The organism is Streptomyces griseus (assembly GCF_900460065.1).
Lineage (GTDB): Bacteria > Actinomycetota > Actinomycetes > Streptomycetales > Streptomycetaceae > Streptomyces > Streptomyces griseus.
In genome coordinates this window covers 244,945-263,621 of the sequence record NZ_UAVD01000032.1, presented here as the reverse complement: position 1 = coordinate 263,621, position 18,677 = coordinate 244,945, and the positions used below count along the sequence as shown (strand labels likewise).

Sequence of the window (18,677 nt, the reverse complement as noted above, 5' to 3'; positions counted from 1 at the left end):
CCCGGGGCCGGGTCAGCGGGGCAGTTCGGCGCGGCGGAGCGCGGTGAAGGCCAGGCCCGCCGCGCCGCCCGCCGCGCACACGGCCGCGCTGACGGCGTAGACCGGCCCGGTGCCCCAGAGGGCTGCGGCGGCCCCGGTGACGGGGTAGCTCAGCGGGGCGACGGCGTAGGTGAAAAGCGTCGATACGGAGGTGACCCGGCCCAGGTACGCGGGCTCGGAGGCGGTCTGGACGAGGGCTCCGCACAGGGCGCCGGCCAGGCCGGCGGTGAGGCCGACGAACGCGGCGATCGCGGCGGCCAGGGCCACCGAGGGGGTCTGCGCCAGGGCGGCGACGCCCGTCCCGGCGACGAGCGCCATCAGGCACATCACCAGCCCGGCGCGCGGCACCCGCCCCCGGACGGCGAGGACGAGGGCGGACCCGGCGGCGCCCGCGGCGAATCCGGCGACGATCCAGCCCATGCCGGCCGCGCCCCAGCCGCGCTGTTCGGAGAGCAGGATCAGCCCGAGGTTGAGCGGCCCGACGAAGCCGAGCTCGCTGAGGGCGATGACGAGCATGAGCGGGCCGAGCAGACGGTGGCGGCGGATGTACCGGAGCCCGCCGACCAGGTCCTGCCAGGCGTTCGGCGTCTTTCCGGCGTCCGCGGACGCCCCGTCGGCCTCGGTCGCGGTCCCGCCGCCCCGCACCGGTCCGGGCAGCGGTCTGATCCGCAGGCTCAGGAGCAGCGGCAGGGAGAGGGCGAACAGGACTCCGGCGGTGGCGAAAGCGGCCGGGGGCCCGCCGACGGCCACGGCGACACCGCCCAGCGGCGCGCCGATGATCGAGGAGCCGCGCGCGGCCAGTGCGCGCAGCCCCTGGATCCGGGCGAGCTGGCCGGGGGCGCTGATGCGGGGCGGCAGGGCTCCGACGGCGGGCAGGAACAGGGCGTCGACCGCGCCGAAGATCAGGGCGACGGCCACCAGGACGCCCACGGTGGGCTTCGTGAGCACCAGGGTCGCGGCGAGCCCGAGGACGAGCAGCGCACGGGCGGCGTCGCTGCCGATGACGACGCGGCGGGGGCCGAGCCGGTCGGCGAGCACTCCCCCGCCGAGCATGAGGAGCGCCCGGGGCACGGAGCCGGCGGCGAGGACCAGGCCGGTGCCGGTGGCGCTGCCGGTGCGGGCGGCGGCCCAGGCGAGGGCCATGAAGTAGATGCTGTCGCCGATCATCGACGCGCTGTACGCGCCGAGCCAGCGCAGGACGTTGGGATCGCGGTGGGCGGGGCGTTCGGGGGCTTCGAGGGCGGTGGCGGTCACGGTTCGTCCTTCCGGGCCCGGTGACGGGCTCAGGTGCGGGCTCGCGTCCGGGTTCAGGGGCGGAAGGGGAATCCGTACGTGTGCAGGGCGACGCTCTCGCGGCCCGCCGTGTCGCCCGCTTCCTCGCGGGCCCGACCGGCTTCCTCGTAGCGGACGATCAGCGCGCCCATCTCGCGGCCGAGGGCGGCCAGTTCCTCCGCGGTGAGGCGCAGGAGGTTCTCCGCGCTCCAGGAGGCGGCGCGCCATTGCGTGTCCCAGGTGTGCCGTGCGTCCTGGTGGGCCCGGTAGAGCTCGACGTGCTGGTCGAAGGACATCCGGCCGGCGGCGGCGTAGACGGCCGCCTTGTCCGGTGCGTCGTCGAAGTCCGTATCGCTGAAGGTCAGCCCTCGGGAGGACGGCTGCCACCAGCGCTCCCGGCCGTCGGCGCCCCGACCCTCGGCCGGTTCGATCAGTCCGTGGTCGGCGAGCTTGCGCAGGTGGTAGCTGACGAGGGAGACCGCCTCGTCCACCTGGTCGGCGAGCTGGGAGGCGGTGGCGGTGCGCTTGATGTGCAGGGCCCGGTAGAGCTTCAGGCGCAGGGGGTGGCCGATGGCCTTGAGGGTGTCGAGGTCGGAGATGCGGTGTCGGTCTTCACTGGGCATGACACGACCGTAGACGCACAGGAAAAGTTGCGCAATAAGAATTGCGCAATATTGTTTGCGGAGTTTTCAGGTGCCGAGCAGCCTCCGTGCCGCCAGGGCCAACGAGACCTCCACCGCGTCCCGGGGGCGGGTGAGGCAGCGACCGGTGAGCTGTTCGAAGCGGCGGAGGCGGTTGAGGACGGTGTTGCGGTGGCAGTAGAGCCTCGCGCCCGCCCGCTGCGCCGAGCCGTCCACGTCCAGCCAGGCGGTGAGGGTCTCCACGATGACGTCGCGGTCGGCGGGGTCCAGCCGGTCCAGCGGGCCCAGCACCCGGTCGGCGAGCGCCCCGGCGAGCGCCGGGGAGGACACGACCAGGGCGTCCGGGAGGTGCTCGTCGAGCAGGACGGTGCCTCCGGAGGCCGGGCAGGCGCGCAGCGCGGTCTCCGCCAGCCGCCGGGCGTCGCCGAGGGCGGCCAGCCCCTCGACGGCGGAGCCGATCCCGGCCCGGGCGCCGGCCGGCACGTCCAGCGCGGCGGCCAGGGCGCTCAGCTCACCGGGCGGACCGGCCAGCGGCAGGATCACGAACTCGGCGTCCGGGCCCGGGTGCCAGAGCGCCGGGGCGTCCGGGGCGGCGGCGGGCAGGGAAAGGGGCGGGCCGGCGGCGGCCCCGGGCCGGCGCGGGGCCGCCGCCACCGCGAGCACGGCGTAGCGGCCCTGCTCCGGCAGGCCCAGCATCGCGGCCGCCTCGGCGAGGTCCGCGATCCGGGCGGTCCCGTCGAGCAGCGCGGCGACCACGAGCCGTTGCCGGTTCTCGCGCCGCCAGGACAGCCGGCGCTCGGCCTGCCGGTAGGCGTCCGCGACGATCCCGCAGTGCTCGTCGACGAAGTTCCACACGTCGGCGGCGACATGGACGAGCAGCCGTACGTCGTCGGGGTCGCGCCGGGCCGTCTCGTCCACCAGGTCCTGCCAGACCATCGCGCCGCCCATCCGGAAGGCGTGCAGGACGGCGTCGAGCGGCACACCCTGCTCGGCGCGCGTCTCGCCGATCCAGCGGGAGGTGCGGTGGGCGGAGTCGCGGAACTCCCGGGGCTGGATCAGCGAGCCGACGTTGTGCCGCAGCGAGTGGTGGACCTCCTGCCAGACCTCGGCCCGGCCGGAGTCGATGGCCGCCCGGTAGCCGGGTTCCTGCGCGTACAGGGCTTCGACGAGCCGGTCCGTGAGCGCCGGCAGCGAGGCGACGAGGACCCGGGCGGCCCGGTGCAGCACCTCCACGGCCTCTCGGTCGGCCAGGGACCGGAAGCGGTGCGGCGACGGCGTTGCCGGGGACGGGCCGTGCGGCGCCCCGATCCGCGAACGTACGACCTGTGGCATGGCGGCCTCCACCGGGAATCGGCCGGCCGCGCGAGCGGCGGGCCCGGCACCCGGCCCGGGCGGGGCGCGAGCGCGGCGACACGATCCTGACGCCCGCAGAATGGCATACCGCCCGGTCGGTACCTAGGGGTCTGCGGGGAACTCGTCATCACGGTCTCGCAACCTCCGGCCCTCCCGGCGGGCCCTCACCCGGCGAGCAGCCGGGCCAGTTCGGTGCGGGAGCGGATGCCGAGGGCGGCGAAGACATTGCGCAGATGGTGGTCGACCGTGCGGGGGCTGAGCGACAGCCGCAGCGCCACTTCCCTGTTGGTGGCCCCTTCGGCGACGCAGCGGGCGATGCGCAGTTGCTGGGGGGTGAGTGCCGCCGTCGGCCCGTCCGCCGCCTTCCGCGGGGCCCCGACCGGCTCCCCCGCCGCCCGCAACTCCCCGGCCGCACGGTCGGCCCAGGCGCGGGCCGAGCTGCGCTGGAAGGCGACCAGGGCGTCGCGCAGCGGACCGCGGGCCTCGCGGGTGCGCCTGCGGCGGCGCAGCCACTGCCCGTACAGCAGGTGGGTCCGGGCCCGTTCGAAGTCGCCGCCCGCCCGGCCGTGGTGGGCCAGGGCTTCGGCGTAGCGGGCGTCGGCCTCGTCCGCGGGGGCCAGCAGGGCCCGGCAGCGGGCCAGTTGGGCGGGCGCCCCCGGGTCGGCGGTCCGGGCGGCCCAGGAGGCGAACTCATCCACGGCGGCGTGGAGTTCGCGGGACTCCTCGTGCTGTCGGCCGCCCAGCACGGCGGCTTCCACCCAGCAGGGTACGGCGAGCATCCGGGCGGCGAAGTGGCCCCGGCCGGGGCCGGTCCCGACGAGGGGGGCGAGCCGGGCGGCGGCCTCGCCGGGCCGCCCGGAGGCCAGGTCCGCGCGGCCCCGCGCCCAGGTGGCGAGGGTGGCGGCCTGGGCCAGCCCGTGCGGCCCCGCCCCGGCCAGCGCGGCGTCGGCGTGCGCGGCGCAGGCCTCGGCGGGCCCCTCCACGGAGGCCGCGAGGGCGAGCACGGCGTGCAGATGGGCGGAGCTGTTGGGCTGCCCCGTACGGCGGGCGGCGTGCAGCCCCTCCAGGGCGTGGGCGCGCGCACCGCTGTGGCGCCCGGCCCGCAGTTCGGCGTAGGCGAGGTGTTCGAGGGCCTGGGGCAGCAGCGCGTCGGGTCCCCGGGTCCGTACGGCGGCGAGCGCGCGGGCCCCCGCGCGGCAGGCGGCGGCGACGTCCCCGAGAACCAGGGCGGCGGCCCCGGCCCGGAGCAGCGCGGCCGGGGCTCCGGGGTCCCCGGCGGGGTCGAGGCAGTGGCGGAGCAGGGCGTGGCCCTCGGCGGTGCGGCCTTCGAGCACGGCGCACATGCCGGCCCGGTACTGCTCCAGGCCCGCTTCCGGCGGGGTGCGGCCGAGGCGGTTCATGGCGTCCAGGTATCCGAGCGCGTCCCCGGCCGCCCAGGCCGCCTCGGCCGCGCCGAGGAGGGCGTCGAGGGCCCGTCGGGGATCGTGCGGGCCGAGCAGCGCGGCGGCGGCGAGCAGCGCTTCACGGGCGTCGGCCGCGGGCCCGGAGCGCAGGGCCAGCATGCCGTGGACGTACGGGGCGAGGCCCTGCGCGGGCTCGCCGCCCGGCCCCGTCGCCCCGGCCGTACGCGGCCCGGCCCTGGCCAGCAGGGCACGCGCCCGGGACGGGTCGCCCGCCAGCCCCGCCTGCTCGGCCGCCGCCGCGAGGCGGGCCGCCCGCAGCGTCGGTCCGGCGGAGAGCAGGGCGGCGCGGGCCAGGGCGGCGGAACGCTCGGCGTGCGGGAGGGGGCCTCCGGCGGCTGCCTCGATCCGGGCGGCCAGCGCGGCGTCCGGCCCGGGCGCGGCACAGGCCCGCTGGACGAGGGCGGCGAGCGGGACGGCCGGGCCGGGCCGGGGCACGGCGGCCGGGGCGTCCGGCGAGGGGGTGGAGGGGGTGCACGGGGAGGCCCGGTCGCCGGTCTCCGCCAGCAGGGTGGCGAGCAGCGCGTGGGCGGCGCGGCGGTGCGGCCAGGGGGCGTGGTGGAGCACCGCGCGGGCGACGAGGGGGTGGGCGAAGTGGACGCGGCTGCCCGCCCGTTGGAGGAGCCCCTCGGTGGCGGTGGCGCCGAGCAGGGCCCGGTCCAGGAAGTCCCGGGGCAGTCCGGCCCGGGCGCCCGCGCGCAGCAGGAGCAGGGCGTCCGCCCCGGCGCCGTCCGGCTCGTGTTCCTGGGCCGCGGCGGCGAGCAGGAGCAGGGCGCGGGTCCGGTCCGGGAGGCCGGCGAGCCGTTCGGCGTGGGCGGCGAGCACCGCTTCGCCGCCGGGCAGCGGGAAGGGCAGCGCGGTGCGGCCGGCGAGCTGGCCCGGGGTGAGGCGTCCGGTGAGCCCGGTGAGCAGCCGCGGGTTCCCGGCCGCCTCGCGGAGCAGTTCGGCCCGCACGACGGGGTCGATCCCGATCCCGTCCGCCCCGGGGGCGGCGGCGGAGGCCGCACCTGGGTCCGCGCCGGAGGGCGTTCCGAAGGCCGCCTCCGGAGCCGGCCCCGGGGCGGCGCCAAGGCCCGCGCTCCGGACCGCTCCACAGGCCTCCCCCGGGTCCGCACCCGGAACCGGCCCGAGGTCCGCGCCGCGGCTCCCGCCGAGGGGTGTTCCGCCGGTCAGCCGGTCCAGGAGTGCCGAGGCCGCGGCCTCGTCCAGGGGGGCGAGGTGGAGCGTGGGCAGTCCGGGGAAGGCGGTGCCGTCGGCGGCCGAGAGGAGGACGGCGGTCCGGCTTCCCGGGCCCAGTCGGCCGGCCGTGAGGGCGAGGGCGGACCGGGACGCCGGGTCCCAGGTGTGCGCGTCGTCGGCGCAGACCAGCAAGGGGCGTCCGGCGCCCGGCTCCCGCAAGCGGCGGACCAGCGCCTCGGGGGTGGTCACGGGGTACGGGGCGGCGGGCGGCGGGCCGAAGGCCGGGGACGGGCCGAGCGGGACGACCGGCCCGCCGCCCGGGACGGCCCGTCCGGTGGAGGCGGCCGTGGCGTACAGCACGGGACCCCGGTCGCGGTGCGCGTCGGCCGCCGCGCGCAGCAGCGCCGTACGGCCGAGACCGGGCGGCGCGGCAACCACGAGCGCACCTCCCCCGCCCTGCCGCAGCAGCTCCAACAGACTCCCCAGGCAGGCGAGTTCATCGTCCCGGCCGTACAGCCGGAGCGGACTGCGCACGGTCGTCGATGGGGTCACACCGGCACCGTACGGTCGCGTCGGCGCGGGTGGAAGCGCCGCGTCCGGCTCCCCGGCGGGGACGGGCCGGAGCGGTGCGCGCTCCCAGCCGGGGCCCTGCCGCGCTGTGCGCGGGCACAGTGCGGCAGGGCCGGGACGCCCGGACTACGCGGTGTGCGGGCAGGTGCCCCGGTACTCCGCGATGGTCAGGCTCGGCCGCGGGAGCGGGCAGAGGAACTGTTCGTAGCGGCTGTCGTCGTCGATGAAGCGCTTCAGCCAGGAGATGCTGTACTTCGCGATCGTCGTGTTGGAGGTGTTCGGCGTGAAGTGCGAGGCGCCGCGCAGCTCCAGGTACGCCTTGTCCAGGGAGCCGGGCAGCGACTCGTAGAACGGCTCGGAGTGTGTGGCGACGGGGGCGACCGTGTCACCGTCCGCACCCACCACGAGGGTGGGCGTGCGCAGTTCGGGCCAGGTCTTGTCGGTGTTCCAGCCGGTCAGCGGGATCGCCGCCTTCAGGGAGGTGCGGCTCTTGGCGGCCTCCAGGCTGCCGCCGCCGCCCATCGAGTGCCCCATCACCCCGAGCCGGGAGGCGTCGACCCGGGTCCGCACCGAGCTGCGCTGGGTCAGGTAGTCCAGGGCGGCCAGGAGTTGACGGCCCCGGCTGTCGGGCTGGTCGAGCGTGGTGTTGGTGTCGATGGTGAACACCACGAAGCCCTGGGACGCCAGGCGCGGGCCGAGCCAGGCGATGGAGGACTCGTAGGCGGTGAAGCCGGGTGAGATGACGACCGCCCCGAAGGTGCCGTCGGCGGTGGAGGTCGGGTAGTGGATCGTGCCGCCGCCGAATCCGCTCACGGCGAGTGAGGAGACGGAGCTCTGCGAGGTGGCGTAGGGGCCGCGGCTCGCCTCGATGGAGGCGTCGGTGGGGGCCGGTCCGCGCTCGTAGGGGTTGTCGGCGGCCTGCGCGCCCGGGACCAGGGCGGTCATCAGGAGACCTGCGGTGGCCGCGGCGGCGGTCAGCAGGCTCGTGAACGTACGGGAGCGGCTCGTGAACGTACGGGAGCGGCTCGGGCGCAGAAGGTCCTGGTGCGAGGGGAGTCGGTGCTGCTGCACGAGGGGGGTCCTCTCGGTGGTGGCTCAACCGCACCACGCGGGCCCACGAGGCCCGTCGTCCGGGGGCCCGGGGTGCGCCGCGCGGCCGCCGACGTCGTCCGTCGGCGTTCGCCACTCTCACGGTGCGCCCTCCGGACGCGCATCGGCGGTATCACCGGTCTCGGCAGACCGGTGACACCGCCTCGCTGCGGCCACGCTCCCGTACGGACTCAGCGGACCGGGTGGCCCGCTTCCCGCAGGGCGCCCTTGACCTCCAAGATCCGCAGGTCGCCGAAGTGGAAGACGGACGCGGCGAGCACCGCGTCGGCCCCCGCCTCGATCGCCGGGGCGAAGTCGGCGAGCCGGCCCGCGCCGCCGGAGGCGATGACGGGGACGGTGACGTGCTTGCGCACCGCCTCGATCATCTCGGTGTCGTAGCCGTCCTTCGTGCCGTCGGCGTCCATCGAGTTGAGCAGGATCTCGCCCGCGCCCAGCTCGGCGGCCCGGTGGGCCCACTCGACGGCGTCGATGCCGGTGCCCTTGCGGCCGCCGTGCGTGGTGACCTCGAACGTGCCCTCCGGGGTGCGGCGGGCGTCGACGGAGAGCACCAGGACCTGGCGTCCGAAGCGTTCGGCGATTTCACGGATGAGGTCGGGGCGGGCGATGGCCGCGGTGTTGACGCCGACCTTGTCCGCTCCGGCGCGCAGCAGCTTGTCGACGTCGTCCGGGGTGCGGACGCCGCCGCCGACGGTGAGCGGGATGAAGACCTGCTCGGCGGTGCGGCGGACCACGTCGTACGTCGTCTCGCGGTCGCCGCTGGAGGCGGTGATGTCGAGGAAGGTCAGCTCGTCGGCGCCCTCGGCGTCGTACAGCTTGGCCATCTCGACGGGGTCGCCCGCGTCGCGCAGGTTCTGGAAGTTGACACCCTTGACGACCCGGCCGTTGTCGACGTCGAGGCAGGGGATGACGCGTACGGCGAGGCTCACTCCGCGCCTCCCCGGTAGGCCTCGACCTCGACCTCGACGACCAGGCTCGGGTCCACGAAACCGGACACGATGATCATCGAGGCGGCGGGGCGCACGGCGTCGAACAGCTCCTTGTGGGCGCGGCCGACCTCGTCCACGTCCCGGGCGTGGGTGATGTACATCCGGGTGCGGACGACGTCCTCGCGGGTGAGGCCGACCTGTTCCAGCGCCGCGAAGGCGACGTCGAAGGAGGTGACGGCCTGCTCGTAGGGGGAGCCGGCGGAGATCTGGCCGTTGACGACGGAGGTGCAGCCCGCCACCAGGACCAGTCCGTTGGGGAGTTCGACGGCGCGCGAGTAGCCGAACTTCTCCTCCCAGGGTGCGCCGGTGGAGATCCGGCGCACGGGGGAAGCGGAATCGGTCATGCGGCGACCGCCTTGAGCGCCTCTTCCAGCGTGAACGCCTTCGCGTACAGGGCCTTGCCGACGATCGCGCCCTCGACGCCCTCGGGGACGAGGAGGGAGATCGCGCGGAGGTCGTCGAGGGAGGAGACCCCGCCGGAGGCGACGACCGGGCGGTCGGTGGCGGCGCAGACGTCCCGCAGCAGGCCCAGGTTGGGGCCCTCCAGGGTGCCGTCCTTGGCGATGTCGGTGACGACGTAGCGGGCGCAGCCCTCGGAGTCGAGGCGGGCGAGGGTCTCGTAGAGGTCGCCGCCGTCGCGGGTCCAGCCCCGGCCGCGCAGGGTGGTGCCGCGGACGTCGAGGCCGACGGCGATCTTGTCACCGTGCTCGGCGATGACCTTGGCGACCCACTCGGGGGTCTCCAGGGCGGCGGTGCCGAGGTTGACCCGGCGGCAGCCGGTGGCGAGGGCGGCGGCGAGCGAGGCGTCGTCGCGGATGCCGCCGGACAGCTCGACCTTGATGTCCATGGCCCCGGCGACCTCGGCGATCAGGGCGCGGTTGTCGCCCGTGCCGAAGGCGGCGTCCAGGTCGACGAGGTGCAGCCACTCGGCGCCGGCGGACTGCCAGGCGAGGGCGGCCTCCAGCGGGGAGCCGTAGGAGGTCTCGGAGCCGGACTCGCCGTGGACGAGGCGGACGGCCTGGCCGTCGCGGACGTCGACGGCGGGGAGCAGTTCAAGCTTCGGCATTACAGCGTCTCGATCCAGTTGGTCAGCAGCTGGGCGCCGGCATCGCCGGACTTCTCGGGGTGGAACTGGGTGGCCCACAGCGCGCCGTTCTCCACGGCGGCCACGAACCGTTCGCCGTGCGTGGACCAAGTGACCTTGGGCGCACGGATCTTGGCGTTGGTCACTTCGAGGGTCCAGTCGTGCGCCGCGTAGGAGTGCACGAAGTAGTACCGCGCGTCGGCGTCCAGGCCCGCGAAGAGGCGGGAGTCCTCGGGCGCCTCGACGGTGTTCCAGCCCATGTGCGGGACGACGTCGGCCTTCAGGGGCCCGACCGTGCCGGGCCATTCGTCCAGGCCCTCGGTCTCCACGCCGTGCTCGATGCCGCGCTCGAAGAGGATCTGCATCCCGACGCAGATGCCCATGACCGGTCGGCCGCCGGAGAGCCTGCGGCCGACGATCCAGTCGCCGCGGGCCCGCTTGAGCCCGTCCATGCAGGCGGAGAACGCGCCGACGCCGGGGACGAGGAGCCCGTCGGCGTTCATCGCGCGGTCGTAGTCGCGGGTGATCTCGACGTCCGCGCCGACGTGGGCGAGGGCGCGCTCGGCGGAACGGACGTTGCCGAAGCCGTAGTCGAAGACGACGACCTTCTTCTTGTTCTCACTCATGTCGTACCCGTCCTCAGTCCCACAGGCCCTGGATCCGCAGGATGCCCGCCACCAGGCACATCACGGAGCCGATCGACAGCAGCACGATGACGCCCTTGGGCATCCCCTGCTTCGCGAAGGAGTAGACGCCGCCGGCCAGGAAGAGGCCGACGACGATCAGGATGGTGTTGAGGCCGGTCACAGGGCGCCCTTCGTGGAAGGCAGGATGCCGGCGGCGCGCGGGTCGTGCTCGCTGGCGTACCGCAGGGCGCGGGCGAGGGCCTTGAACTGGCACTCGACGATGTGGTGCGCGTTGCGCCCGTACGGGACGTGGATGTGCAGGGCGATCTGCGCCTGCGCGACGAAGGACTCGAAGATGTGGCGGGTCATCGTCGTGTCGTAGGTCCCGATCATCGGGGCCATGTTCTCCGGCTCGGTGTGCACCAGGTACGGGCGGCCGGAGAGGTCGACGGTGACCTGGGCGAGCGACTCGTCCAGCGGGACGGTGCAGTTGCCGAAGCGGTAGATGCCGACCTTGTCGCCGAGGGCCTGCTTGAAGGCGGCGCCGAGGGCGAGGGCGGTGTCCTCGATGGTGTGGTGGGTGTCGATGTGCAGGTCGCCCTCGGTCTTGACCGTCAGGTCGAAGAGGCCGTGGCGGCCGAGCTGGTCGAGCATGTGGTCGTAGAAGCCGACCCCGGTGGCGACATCGACCTTGCCGGTGCCGTCGAGGTTGATCTCGACGAGCACGGACGTTTCCTTCGTGGTGCGTTCCACGCGGCCTACGCGGGGGCTCATGCGTCGTGCTCCTTCTTCAGTTCGCGTACCGCATCGAGGAACGCGTCGTTCTCTGCCGGGGTGCCCGCGGTGACCCGCAGCCAGCCCGGTACGCCGTTGTCCCGGACCAGGACGCCCTTGTCGAGGATCCGCTGCCAGACGGCGTGGCTGTCGTCGAAGCGGCCGAACTGGACGAAGTTGGCGTCCGAGTCGGTGACCTCGTAGCCGGTGGCGCGCAGCTCCGCCACCAGCCGGTCGCGCTCGCTCTTGAGCTGCGCGACGTATCCCAGCAGCGTATCGGTGTGCTCCAGGGCGGCGAGCGCGGTGGCCTGGGTGACGGAGGAGAGGTGGTAAGGGAGCCGGACCAGCTGGACCGCGTCGACCACGGCGGGGTCGGCGGCGAGGTAGCCGAGGCGGAGTCCGGCCGCGCCGAACGCCTTGGACATGGTCCGGGAGACGACCAGGTTGCGGCGGCCCTCGATCAGCGGGAGCAGCGAGGGCCGGTGGCTGAACTCGCCGTACGCCTCGTCGACGACGACGATCGAGGGCCCGGCCGCCTGGGCGGCCTCGTACAGGGCGAGGACGGTGTCGGACTCGACGGCGGTGCCGGTGGGGTTGTTGGGCGAGGTGATGAAGACGACCTCGGGCCGGTGCTCGGCGATGGCGGCGCGGGCGGCGGCCACGTCGACGGTGAAGTCGTCGTTGCGCGGCCCGGAGATCCAGCCGGTGCCGGTGCCCCGGGAGATCAGGGCGTGCATCGAGTAGGAGGGTTCGAAGCCGATCGCGGTGCGGCCGGGCCCCCCGAAGGTCTGGAGCAGTTGCTGGAGGACCTCGTTGGAGCCGTTAGCGGCCCATACGTTGGCCCTGCCCACCGGGTGTCCCGCCGTCCGGGACAGGTAGCGGGCCAGCTCGGTGCGGAGCTCGACGGCGTCCCGGTCGGGGTAGCGGTTGAGGCCGCGGGCGGCCTCGCGGACCCGCTCGGCGATCCGGTCGACCAGCGCCTCGGGGAGCGGGTAGGGATTCTCGTTGGTGTTGAGGCGTACGGGGACGTCGAGCTGGGGCGCCCCGTACGGGGACTGGCCGCGCAGTTCGTCGCGGATGGGGAGCTCGTCCCAGGGGTTGCGGGGGGTGGTGCTGCCGTTCGTCACTGCTGCGGGACCTTCCAGCCGAACCGTGCCTTGAGGGCGGCGCCGTGGGCGGGGAGGTCCTCCGCCTCGGCGAGGGTCACGACATGGTGGGTGACCTCGGCGAGCGCGTCGCGGGTGTAGTCGACGATGTGGATGCCGCGCAGGAAGGACTGCACGGACAGGCCCGAGGAGTGGCAGGCGCAGCCGCCGGTGGGCAGCACGTGGTTGGAACCGGCGCAGTAGTCGCCGAGCGAGACCGGCGACCAGGGGCCGACGAAGATCGCCCCGGCGTTGCGGACCCGGTCGGCGACGGCGGCGGCGTCGGCGGTCTGGATCTCCAGGTGCTCGGCCCCGTACGCGTCGACGACCTTGAGGCCGTCCTCGGTCGAGGAGACCAGGACGATCGCGGACTGGCGGCCGGCGAGGGCGGGCTCGACGCGGTCCTTGATGTGCTTGGTCGCGGCGACCTGGGGGGCCAGCTCGGCCTCGGTGGCGGCGGCCAGCTCCTCGGAGTCGGTGACCAGGACGGCGGCGGCCATCGGGTCGTGCTCGGCCTGGCTGATCAGGTCGGCGGCCACGTGCGCCGGGTCGGCGGTGGCGTCGGCGAGGATCGCGATCTCGGTGGGCCCGGCCTCGGCGTCGATGCCGATGCGGCCCTTGAGGAGCCGCTTGGCGGCGGCGACGTAGATGTTGCCGGGGCCGGTGACCAGGTTGACCGGGAGGCAGTCCTCGGTGCCGTACGCGAACATCGCGATGGCCTGGGAGCCGCCGGCCGCGTACACCTCGTCGACGCCGAGCAGGGCGCAGGCGGCGAGGATGGTGGGGTGCGGCAGCCCGCCGAAGTCCTTCTGCGGCGGGGAGGCGACGGCGACGCCCTCGACGCCCGCCTCCTGGGCCGGGACGACGTTCATCACGACGGAGGACGGGTAGACCGAGCGGCCGCCCGGGACGTACAGCCCGACGCGCTCGACGGGGACCCACTTCTCGGTGACGGTGCCGCCGGGGACGACCTGGGTGGTGTGCGTGGTGCGGCGCTGCTCGCGGTGGACGAGGCGGGCGCGGCGGATCGACTCCTCCAGTGCGGCCCGGACGGCCGGGTCCAGCTCCGCCAGGGCGCGGGAGATCGCGTCGGCGGGCACCCGGACCGACTCGATCCGGACACCGTCGAACTTCTCCCCCCACTCGATGACCGCCGCGGAGCCACGATGGCGCACGTCCTCGCAGATGGGCCGCACCGTCTCCAGGGCGGCTTCCACGTCGAACTCGGCACGGGGCAGCAGGTCGCGCAGAGCGGCGCCCTCGGGGAGGGCGTCACCGCGCAGATCGATTCGAGAGATCACACGGCAATTCTCTCAGACCGCTCCGAGCGGCCGGTCGCCCGTATCACTGGCTGATACCGGTCGTCCGCACCACTGGCCGATGGGCGTCTCGGCCATGTCCGGCTGTCACTGCTGACCGCTAGCTTTCACGGCGTCACACGGAGGGAAGAACAGCACTACAGCATGTGTGCACGGAGGGAGCGGCCGTGACCGAGCCGCACGAAGGCGATATCCCGGACGGCCTCAGCGCAGCGGAGCTGGGCATGTGGCAGTCCTTCCGCAACGGGACCACCTACGACTTACGCAGCTACGACCCGGCCCACAACGATCCGTTCGCCCCGCAGCTGTGGGGGCCCGAGCGGAGCGTCGGCGCGCGCACGGTGGCGCGGCTGCTGCTGAGCGGCCCGCCGGCCCGGCCCGGCCGGGTGGCGGCGCTGAAGCTCAGAGGGGTGCGGATCACCGGAAAGCTGGACCTGGCGGGCGGCCGGGTGGCTCCGTACGTGGAGCTGACCGGCTGCCGCTTCGAGCAGGAGGTGGTGCTCCCCGAGTGCCACTTCACGACCCTGCGGCTGGTGGGGTGCGCGCTGCCCCGGCTGGAGGCCGCGCGACTGCACACGGAGGGCGATCTGCATCTGCCGCGCTGCCGGATCGACCGGGGCATCCGGCTGACCGACGCCCAGATCGGCACGGATCTGCTGATCAACCAGCTCAGTGTCGGCCCGGACCGGCACGGGCGGGCCATCGTCGGGGACGGCATGGCGGTCGCGCAGGACCTCCAGGCCGAGATGATCGAGACGCTCGGCGAGCTGAGCCTGCGCGGGGCGAAGGTGGGCGGTTCGCTGAGTCTGCGCGGCAGCCGGCTGCGCGCCGCGGAGGACCGCCGCGCGCTGAACGCCCCGCAGCTGACGGTGGAGCGCACGCTCTACATGACCGAGGCGTGGGTGAGCGTCGACACGGGGAACCAGGGCACCACTCCCCCGTACGGCGTGGTCTACGCCCCGACACCGGCGCGCGGCACCCGCTCGCAGATCTTCGACTGCCGGGGCGGGGTGCGCCTGGACGACGGGCGGTTCGGGGACGCGGTGGACCTGCACAAGGCCCGGTTCACCATGACCCGGCAGGAGGAGCTGTCGCTGCGCCGGATCGTGACACCGGAGCTGCGGTTCAACGCGGAGCGCCCGGAGGAGGGGCGCGTCGTGCTGAACGGGGCGAAGGTGGTGACCCTGATCGACCTGTCGACGAGCTGGCCGGGCCCGGGCGGTCTGGCGATGGGCGGTTTCGTCTACGAGAACCTCGTCCCCTACGGCCACTTCCCGCTCTCCCGGCGGCTGGAGTGGGTGCTCGCCGCGACCCCGGAGTACGTCCCCGAGCCGTACGAGCGGCTGGCCACGGTGATGCGCAGCTGCGGTGAGGACGCGGACGCGCGCGAGGTGCTGCTCGCCAAGCAGCGCCGCCGCCGCGAGACGCTGCCGTTCGCCGCGAAGGCCTGGGGCTACCTCCAGGACTGGACGGTGGCGTACGGCTACCGGCCGGGGCGGGCCGCGGTGTGGATGGCGGTGCTGTGGGCGGCGGGCACGGTGGCGTTCGCGCAGCACGCGCCGCCCTCCATCAAGGGCGAGGAGCATCCGCAGTGGAATCCCGCCCTGTACGCGCTGGATCTGCTGATCCCGGTGATCAACCTCGGCCAGGACGGCTACTGGCGGATGGAGGACGCCTGGCAGTGGACCGCGGCCGGGCTGGTGCTGGTGGGGTGGGTTCTGGCCACCACCGTGGCGGCGGGGGCGTCCCGGATGCTGCGCAGGGGCTGACTCCGGAGGACGCTTCTCGCGGCCGTGGGCGGTCGGGGCCAGGGGACCGACCGCCCGCACCGTGTGGCCGGAGGGTCGGACGGGCGTCACGGAAGGGTGTGATCAAGCCAGCGAAGGGCATTTCCTTTGCCCTTTCTTGACCCGGTCCGATACAACCCATCCACTCGGCACAGAAGCTTCACAGCACGCCTCTGGCGCGGCCCTCACCAGCGCTTTTCAATGGTCTGCACCATGGCATTCCTTCGCGCTCTGCTGAGTACCGCGCGCATGATCCGGCACAGCCCTCCGCTGTCCGCCGGACGGTCCGCGGATGACGCGGTGCTGCTCGACGCCCCGGACGAGCGGCTCTCTCCCGCGCTGGTCGCCGCTGCCCTGGGCGACTACGAACCCGCCGCCAAGCTGCTCGCCACCACCCGGGACGCCGCCGACTGGGAGAACCGGGACCGCTACGTCGGCCGGCTCGTCGCCTTCGCCCGCGGGCGGGACGGCTGGCTCGTCGACTGGCTGGCCGCCGCCCCGCGCGACCCGGACGCCCTGCTGGTCAAGGCGGAGCTGTCGGTCCGCCGGGCCTGGGAGTCGCCCGCCCGCGCGGAGCGGCTCCGCGAGGTCGGACCGCTGATCACCGCCGCCGCCGACGCGGACCCGCGCGACCCCGTGCCGTGGCGGCTCGCCCTGGACCACGCACGGGGCACCCACGCCACGCACACCGCCTTCGAAGCCCTGTGGGAACAGGCCGTACGGCGCTCCGCGCACCACTACGGCTGCCATGTGGCGGCGCTGAGGTACCTCTCCGCCGCATGGTACGGCTCGCACCGCGAGTGCTTCGACTTCGCCGAGCAGGCCGCCGAGGACGCGCTGCCCGACTCGCTGGTGCAGGCCCTCCCCGTCCGGGCGGCCTTCGCGCTGATCCTGGACACCCAGGCGGCGGGCCGCACCACCTCCGTGCTGGAGGAGCGGATCGACGCGGCGGCCGACCTGGCGATCAGGCTCTCCGCCGCCTACCGGCCCGGCGACCCCTGGCCGGCCGAGGTCCGCAACCTCCTCGCCTACGTCCTGCTCGCCCGGTGCCGCTGGGCGGAGGCGCTGCACCAGTTCAACCTGATCGGCCTGCACGCGACGTCGTTCCCGTGGTCGTCGGTCTCCGACGACGCGCTGGGCCGGTTCCTGGACGCGCGGGACGGCGCACGGCTCCAGGCGGCCTCCCTGACCCCCTTGCGCAACCGGGCCGACCACACCCGCCCCCGGGGCCATTACGCTTGAGCGTTGTGACCACCGCCCGCCTTCCCCTTTTCCCGCTCAACGCGGTGCTGTTCCCCGGCCTGGTGCTGCCGCTCAACGTCTTCGAGGAGCGATATCGCGCCATGATGCGGGAGCTGCTGAAGACCGACGAGGACGAACCCCGCCGCTTCGTCGTGGTCGCGATCCGCGACGGCCGCGAGACCGCCCCGACGGCCACCGGCATGCCGGACACCGTCGCCGCCGCCCCGCCCCCCGAGCGCGCCCCGGCGGAGGGCTTCGGCCCCGACCCGATCCAGACCTTCCACCGGGTCGGCTGCGTCGCGGACGCGGCGACGATCCGCGAGCGCGCCGACGGCAGCTTCGAGGTCCTGGCCACCGGCACCACCCGGGTCAGGCTGCTGTCCGTCGAGGCGAGCGGCGCGTATCTGACCGCCGAGGTCGAGGAGCTGACCGAGGAACCGCCGGGCGAGGACCGGGGGGACGAGGCGGGAGCGCTCGCCGAGGGCGTCCTGCGGGCCTTCCGCACCTACCAGAAGCGGCTGGCCGGGGCGAGCGAACGCTCCCTGGCGACCGGAGCCGACCTCCCCGACGACCCGTCCGTGATCTCCTACCTGGTCGCGGCGGCGACCGTCCTGGACGTGCCCACCAAGCAGCGCCTGCTCCAGGCCCCGGACACGGCGACCCGACTGCGCGAGGAGCTGACGCTGCTGCGCAAGGAGACCGCGGTCATCCGGCACCTGCCCTCGCTGCCCGCGACCGACCTGACCCGGGCCCCCACCCACCCCAACTGACGAGGACCGGCCCCCGTTGGCGAAGAAATCCAAGAAGCAGCAGTCGGGCGGCACCCCGGCCACGGTCGCCCTGACCGCGGCCGGCACCTCCTTCACCGTCCACGCCTACGACCACGACCCGGCCTCCCCCTCCTACGGGGAGGAAGCCGCCGAGGCCCTGGGCGTCTCCCCCGACCGGGTCTTCAAGACCCTGGTGGCGGACGTGGACGGCGCCCTGACGGTCGCGGTGGTCCCGGTGGCCGGCTCCCTGGACCTCAAGGCCCTGGCCGCCGCGGTGGGCGGCAAGCGCGCCGCGATGGCGGACCCGGCGGCGGCGGAACGCACGACGGGCTATGTCCGGGGCGGCATCTCCCCCCTGGGCCAGCGCAAGCGCCTGCGCACGGTGCTGGACGCGTCGGCGCGCGCCCACTCCACCATCTGCGTGTCGGCGGGGCGGCGGGGCCTGGAGGTCGAGCTCGCGGCGACGGACCTGGCGGAACTGACGGGGGCGACGTTCGCGGAGATCGCGCGGGCGTAGTCCGGCCCCCGATCAGCCGCGTCAACAACCCTGCGGGTCACTACGCCTAGGTCCTGTCGCCACCCGCGGGCGGCGACGGCGACGACCCGGACCCCGGACCCGCCAGGGGCCCCTGCACCGGCCCGTCGTAGTACCCCGCATACCCCGACCAGTCCGGCTCCACGTCCCGTGGCCCGAACGCCGCCGTGAGCAGCAGGTGGATCCCCATCGCCGCGAAGGGCCACGCCAGCACCGCCACCCACACCGAGTGCAGCTCCAGCGGCGCGTCGAAGGTCACGCCCCGGCCGGCCTCCCGGGCCCGCGCCACCACGTCGGACGACGGTCCCAGCCAGACGCCGACCCGCCACGCGATCAGCGCGGCGAGCAGCGAGCCCAGCGCCAGACCCACGACCACGAGGACGCCCCCGCGACGCAGCCGCCAGAAGACGGCGGCGGCCGAGAGCGCGCCGAAGCCGAGGGCCAGCAGGACGAACGTCCCGTCCGCCCCGATCGCCTCCTCGCCCTCGCTGTTCTTGAGGAAGACGGCGGTGTCGTCGGAGACCAGCGGCACACGCGGTGCCAGCCAGAGCCACAGCAGTCCGAGCACGATCCCCGCGAGCGCGACCGCGACCAGGACGACCGCGGCCTGACGGAGCTCCGTGGCCGTGTCGGGGTTGTCCGTGCGGCCCTCGGAGGGCGCTGGATGGGAGCCCGAGGGCGGGGCCTGCCACGGGTCGTGGGGGCCGGGCTGGTGAGGCGGCGTCAGAGGTGCGGTCACCGTGCCATCGTGCCAGGCCACCCGGTGAGGCGCCTCACCGGATGCC

At 74.7% G+C, this 18,677-nt stretch carries 18 protein-coding genes; 4 read left to right on the top strand and 14 right to left on the bottom strand.

Going from position 1 to position 18,677, the window contains the following annotated elements:
• Window positions 1–12: 12 nt before the first annotated feature.
• The 13 genes from DTB53_RS24140 to hisD form a co-directional block, all read right to left on the bottom strand.
• A complete protein-coding gene (locus DTB53_RS24140; RefSeq protein ID WP_012381329.1) occupies window positions 13–1,293 on the bottom strand; it encodes an MFS transporter in 1,281 nt (426 codons plus the stop codon).
• Between the two features lie 53 nt (window positions 1,294–1,346).
• A complete protein-coding gene (locus tag DTB53_RS24135; RefSeq protein ID WP_012381328.1) occupies window positions 1,347–1,934 on the bottom strand; it encodes an ArsR/SmtB family transcription factor in 588 nt (195 codons plus the stop codon).
• 66 nt (window positions 1,935–2,000) lie between these two features.
• Window positions 2,001–3,284, bottom strand: a complete 1,284-nt coding sequence (locus tag DTB53_RS24130) for a PucR family transcriptional regulator (protein WP_012381327.1) — start codon at window positions 3,282–3,284, stop codon at window positions 2,001–2,003.
• Between the two features lie 185 nt (window positions 3,285–3,469).
• Window positions 3,470–6,496 (bottom strand): helix-turn-helix transcriptional regulator, encoded by a 3,027-nt coding sequence (locus DTB53_RS24125; protein ID WP_012381326.1) that lies wholly within the window; start codon window positions 6,494–6,496, stop codon window positions 3,470–3,472.
• A 144-nt stretch (window positions 6,497–6,640) separates the two neighbouring features.
• A complete protein-coding gene (gene bdeA / locus DTB53_RS24120) occupies window positions 6,641–7,585 on the bottom strand; it encodes a bis(hydroxyethyl) terephthalate hydrolase (RefSeq protein WP_012381325.1) in 945 nt (314 codons plus the stop codon).
• 209 nt (window positions 7,586–7,794) lie between these two features.
• Window positions 7,795–8,550: an imidazole glycerol phosphate synthase subunit HisF gene (gene hisF / locus DTB53_RS24115; RefSeq protein WP_012381324.1), complete on the bottom strand. Its 756-nt coding sequence runs from the start codon at window positions 8,548–8,550 to the stop codon at window positions 7,795–7,797.
• Entirely contained in the window at window positions 8,547–8,954 is a 408-nt protein-coding gene (locus DTB53_RS24110; RefSeq protein WP_012381323.1) for a RidA family protein, read from the bottom strand. The genes hisF and DTB53_RS24110 overlap by 4 nt, the downstream gene beginning before the upstream one ends.
• A complete protein-coding gene (gene priA, locus DTB53_RS24105; protein ID WP_003969744.1) occupies window positions 8,951–9,676 on the bottom strand; it encodes a bifunctional 1-(5-phosphoribosyl)-5-((5-phosphoribosylamino)methylideneamino)imidazole-4-carboxamide isomerase/phosphoribosylanthranilate isomerase PriA in 726 nt (241 codons plus the stop codon). The genes DTB53_RS24110 and priA overlap by 4 nt, the downstream gene beginning before the upstream one ends.
• Window positions 9,676–10,320, bottom strand: a complete 645-nt coding sequence (hisH, locus tag DTB53_RS24100) for an imidazole glycerol phosphate synthase subunit HisH (RefSeq protein WP_003969743.1) — start codon at window positions 10,318–10,320, stop codon at window positions 9,676–9,678. Before hisH ends, priA begins: the two co-directional genes overlap by 1 nt.
• Before the next feature lie 13 nt (window positions 10,321–10,333).
• Window positions 10,334–10,501: a CG2302 family histidine operon protein gene (locus DTB53_RS36920; RefSeq protein WP_003969742.1), complete on the bottom strand. Its 168-nt coding sequence runs from the start codon at window positions 10,499–10,501 to the stop codon at window positions 10,334–10,336.
• Window positions 10,498–11,094 carry an imidazoleglycerol-phosphate dehydratase HisB gene (gene hisB, locus DTB53_RS24095; RefSeq protein ID WP_003969740.1) on the bottom strand — a complete coding sequence of 199 codons (597 nt, stop codon included), beginning with the start codon at window positions 11,092–11,094 and terminating at the stop codon, window positions 10,498–10,500. Before hisB ends, DTB53_RS36920 begins: the two co-directional genes overlap by 4 nt.
• Entirely contained in the window at window positions 11,091–12,221 is a 1,131-nt protein-coding gene (locus DTB53_RS24090; RefSeq protein WP_012381322.1) for a histidinol-phosphate transaminase, read from the bottom strand. Before DTB53_RS24090 ends, hisB begins: the two co-directional genes overlap by 4 nt.
• Window positions 12,218–13,540, bottom strand: coding sequence for a histidinol dehydrogenase (gene hisD / locus DTB53_RS24085; RefSeq protein ID WP_012381321.1), 1,323 nt, complete (start codon window positions 13,538–13,540; stop codon window positions 12,218–12,220). The genes DTB53_RS24090 and hisD overlap by 4 nt, the downstream gene beginning before the upstream one ends.
• Window positions 13,541–13,725: 185 nt before the next feature.
• Between hisD and DTB53_RS24080 the strand changes: the two genes are divergently transcribed.
• The 4 genes from DTB53_RS24080 to ybaK all read left to right on the top strand — a co-directional run bounded on the left by DTB53_RS24080 (window position 13,726) and on the right by ybaK (window position 17,874).
• On the top strand, window positions 13,726–15,327 hold the full coding sequence (locus DTB53_RS24080; protein ID WP_003969737.1) for a hypothetical protein: 1,602 nt from the start codon (window positions 13,726–13,728) through the stop codon (window positions 15,325–15,327).
• Window positions 15,328–15,546: 219 nt separating this feature from the next.
• The gene (locus DTB53_RS24075; RefSeq protein ID WP_003969736.1) at window positions 15,547–16,587 is read left to right on the top strand and encodes a hypothetical protein; all 1,041 of its coding nucleotides are present in this window, start codon (window positions 15,547–15,549) and stop codon (window positions 16,585–16,587) included.
• A gap of 5 nt (window positions 16,588–16,592) precedes the next feature.
• The gene (locus tag DTB53_RS24070) at window positions 16,593–17,357 is read left to right on the top strand and encodes an LON peptidase substrate-binding domain-containing protein (protein WP_012381319.1); all 765 of its coding nucleotides are present in this window, start codon (window positions 16,593–16,595) and stop codon (window positions 17,355–17,357) included.
• A 16-nt stretch (window positions 17,358–17,373) separates the two neighbouring features.
• Complete coding sequence (gene ybaK, locus DTB53_RS24065) at window positions 17,374–17,874, top strand: Cys-tRNA(Pro) deacylase (RefSeq protein ID WP_003969734.1); 501 nt, start codon at window positions 17,374–17,376, stop codon at window positions 17,872–17,874.
• A 46-nt stretch (window positions 17,875–17,920) separates the two neighbouring features.
• Here ybaK and DTB53_RS24060 read toward each other — a convergent pair whose 3' ends face one another.
• The gene (locus tag DTB53_RS24060) at window positions 17,921–18,652 is read right to left on the bottom strand and encodes a hypothetical protein (protein WP_042497391.1); all 732 of its coding nucleotides are present in this window, start codon (window positions 18,650–18,652) and stop codon (window positions 17,921–17,923) included.
• Window positions 18,653–18,677: the final 25 nt, after the last annotated feature.

Excerpts from the sequence above, each read along its gene's own strand:
- DTB53_RS24135 (WP_012381328.1), bottom strand. The coding sequence starts at position 1,934 with ATGCCCAGTGAAGACCGACACCGCATCTCCGACCTCGACACCCTCAAG.
- DTB53_RS24130 (WP_012381327.1), bottom strand. The coding sequence starts at position 3,284 with ATGCCACAGGTCGTACGTTCGCGGATCGGGGCGCCGCACGGCCCGTCC.
- DTB53_RS24110 (WP_012381323.1), bottom strand. The coding sequence starts at position 8,954 with ATGACCGATTCCGCTTCCCCCGTGCGCCGGATCTCCACCGGCGCACCC.
- priA (WP_003969744.1), bottom strand. The coding sequence starts at position 9,676 with ATGCCGAAGCTTGAACTGCTCCCCGCCGTCGACGTCCGCGACGGCCAG.
- hisH (WP_003969743.1), bottom strand. The coding sequence starts at position 10,320 with ATGAGTGAGAACAAGAAGAAGGTCGTCGTCTTCGACTACGGCTTCGGC.
- hisB (WP_003969740.1), bottom strand. The coding sequence starts at position 11,094 with ATGAGCCCCCGCGTAGGCCGCGTGGAACGCACCACGAAGGAAACGTCC.
- DTB53_RS24075 (WP_003969736.1), top strand. The coding sequence starts at position 15,547 with ATGGTCTGCACCATGGCATTCCTTCGCGCTCTGCTGAGTACCGCGCGC.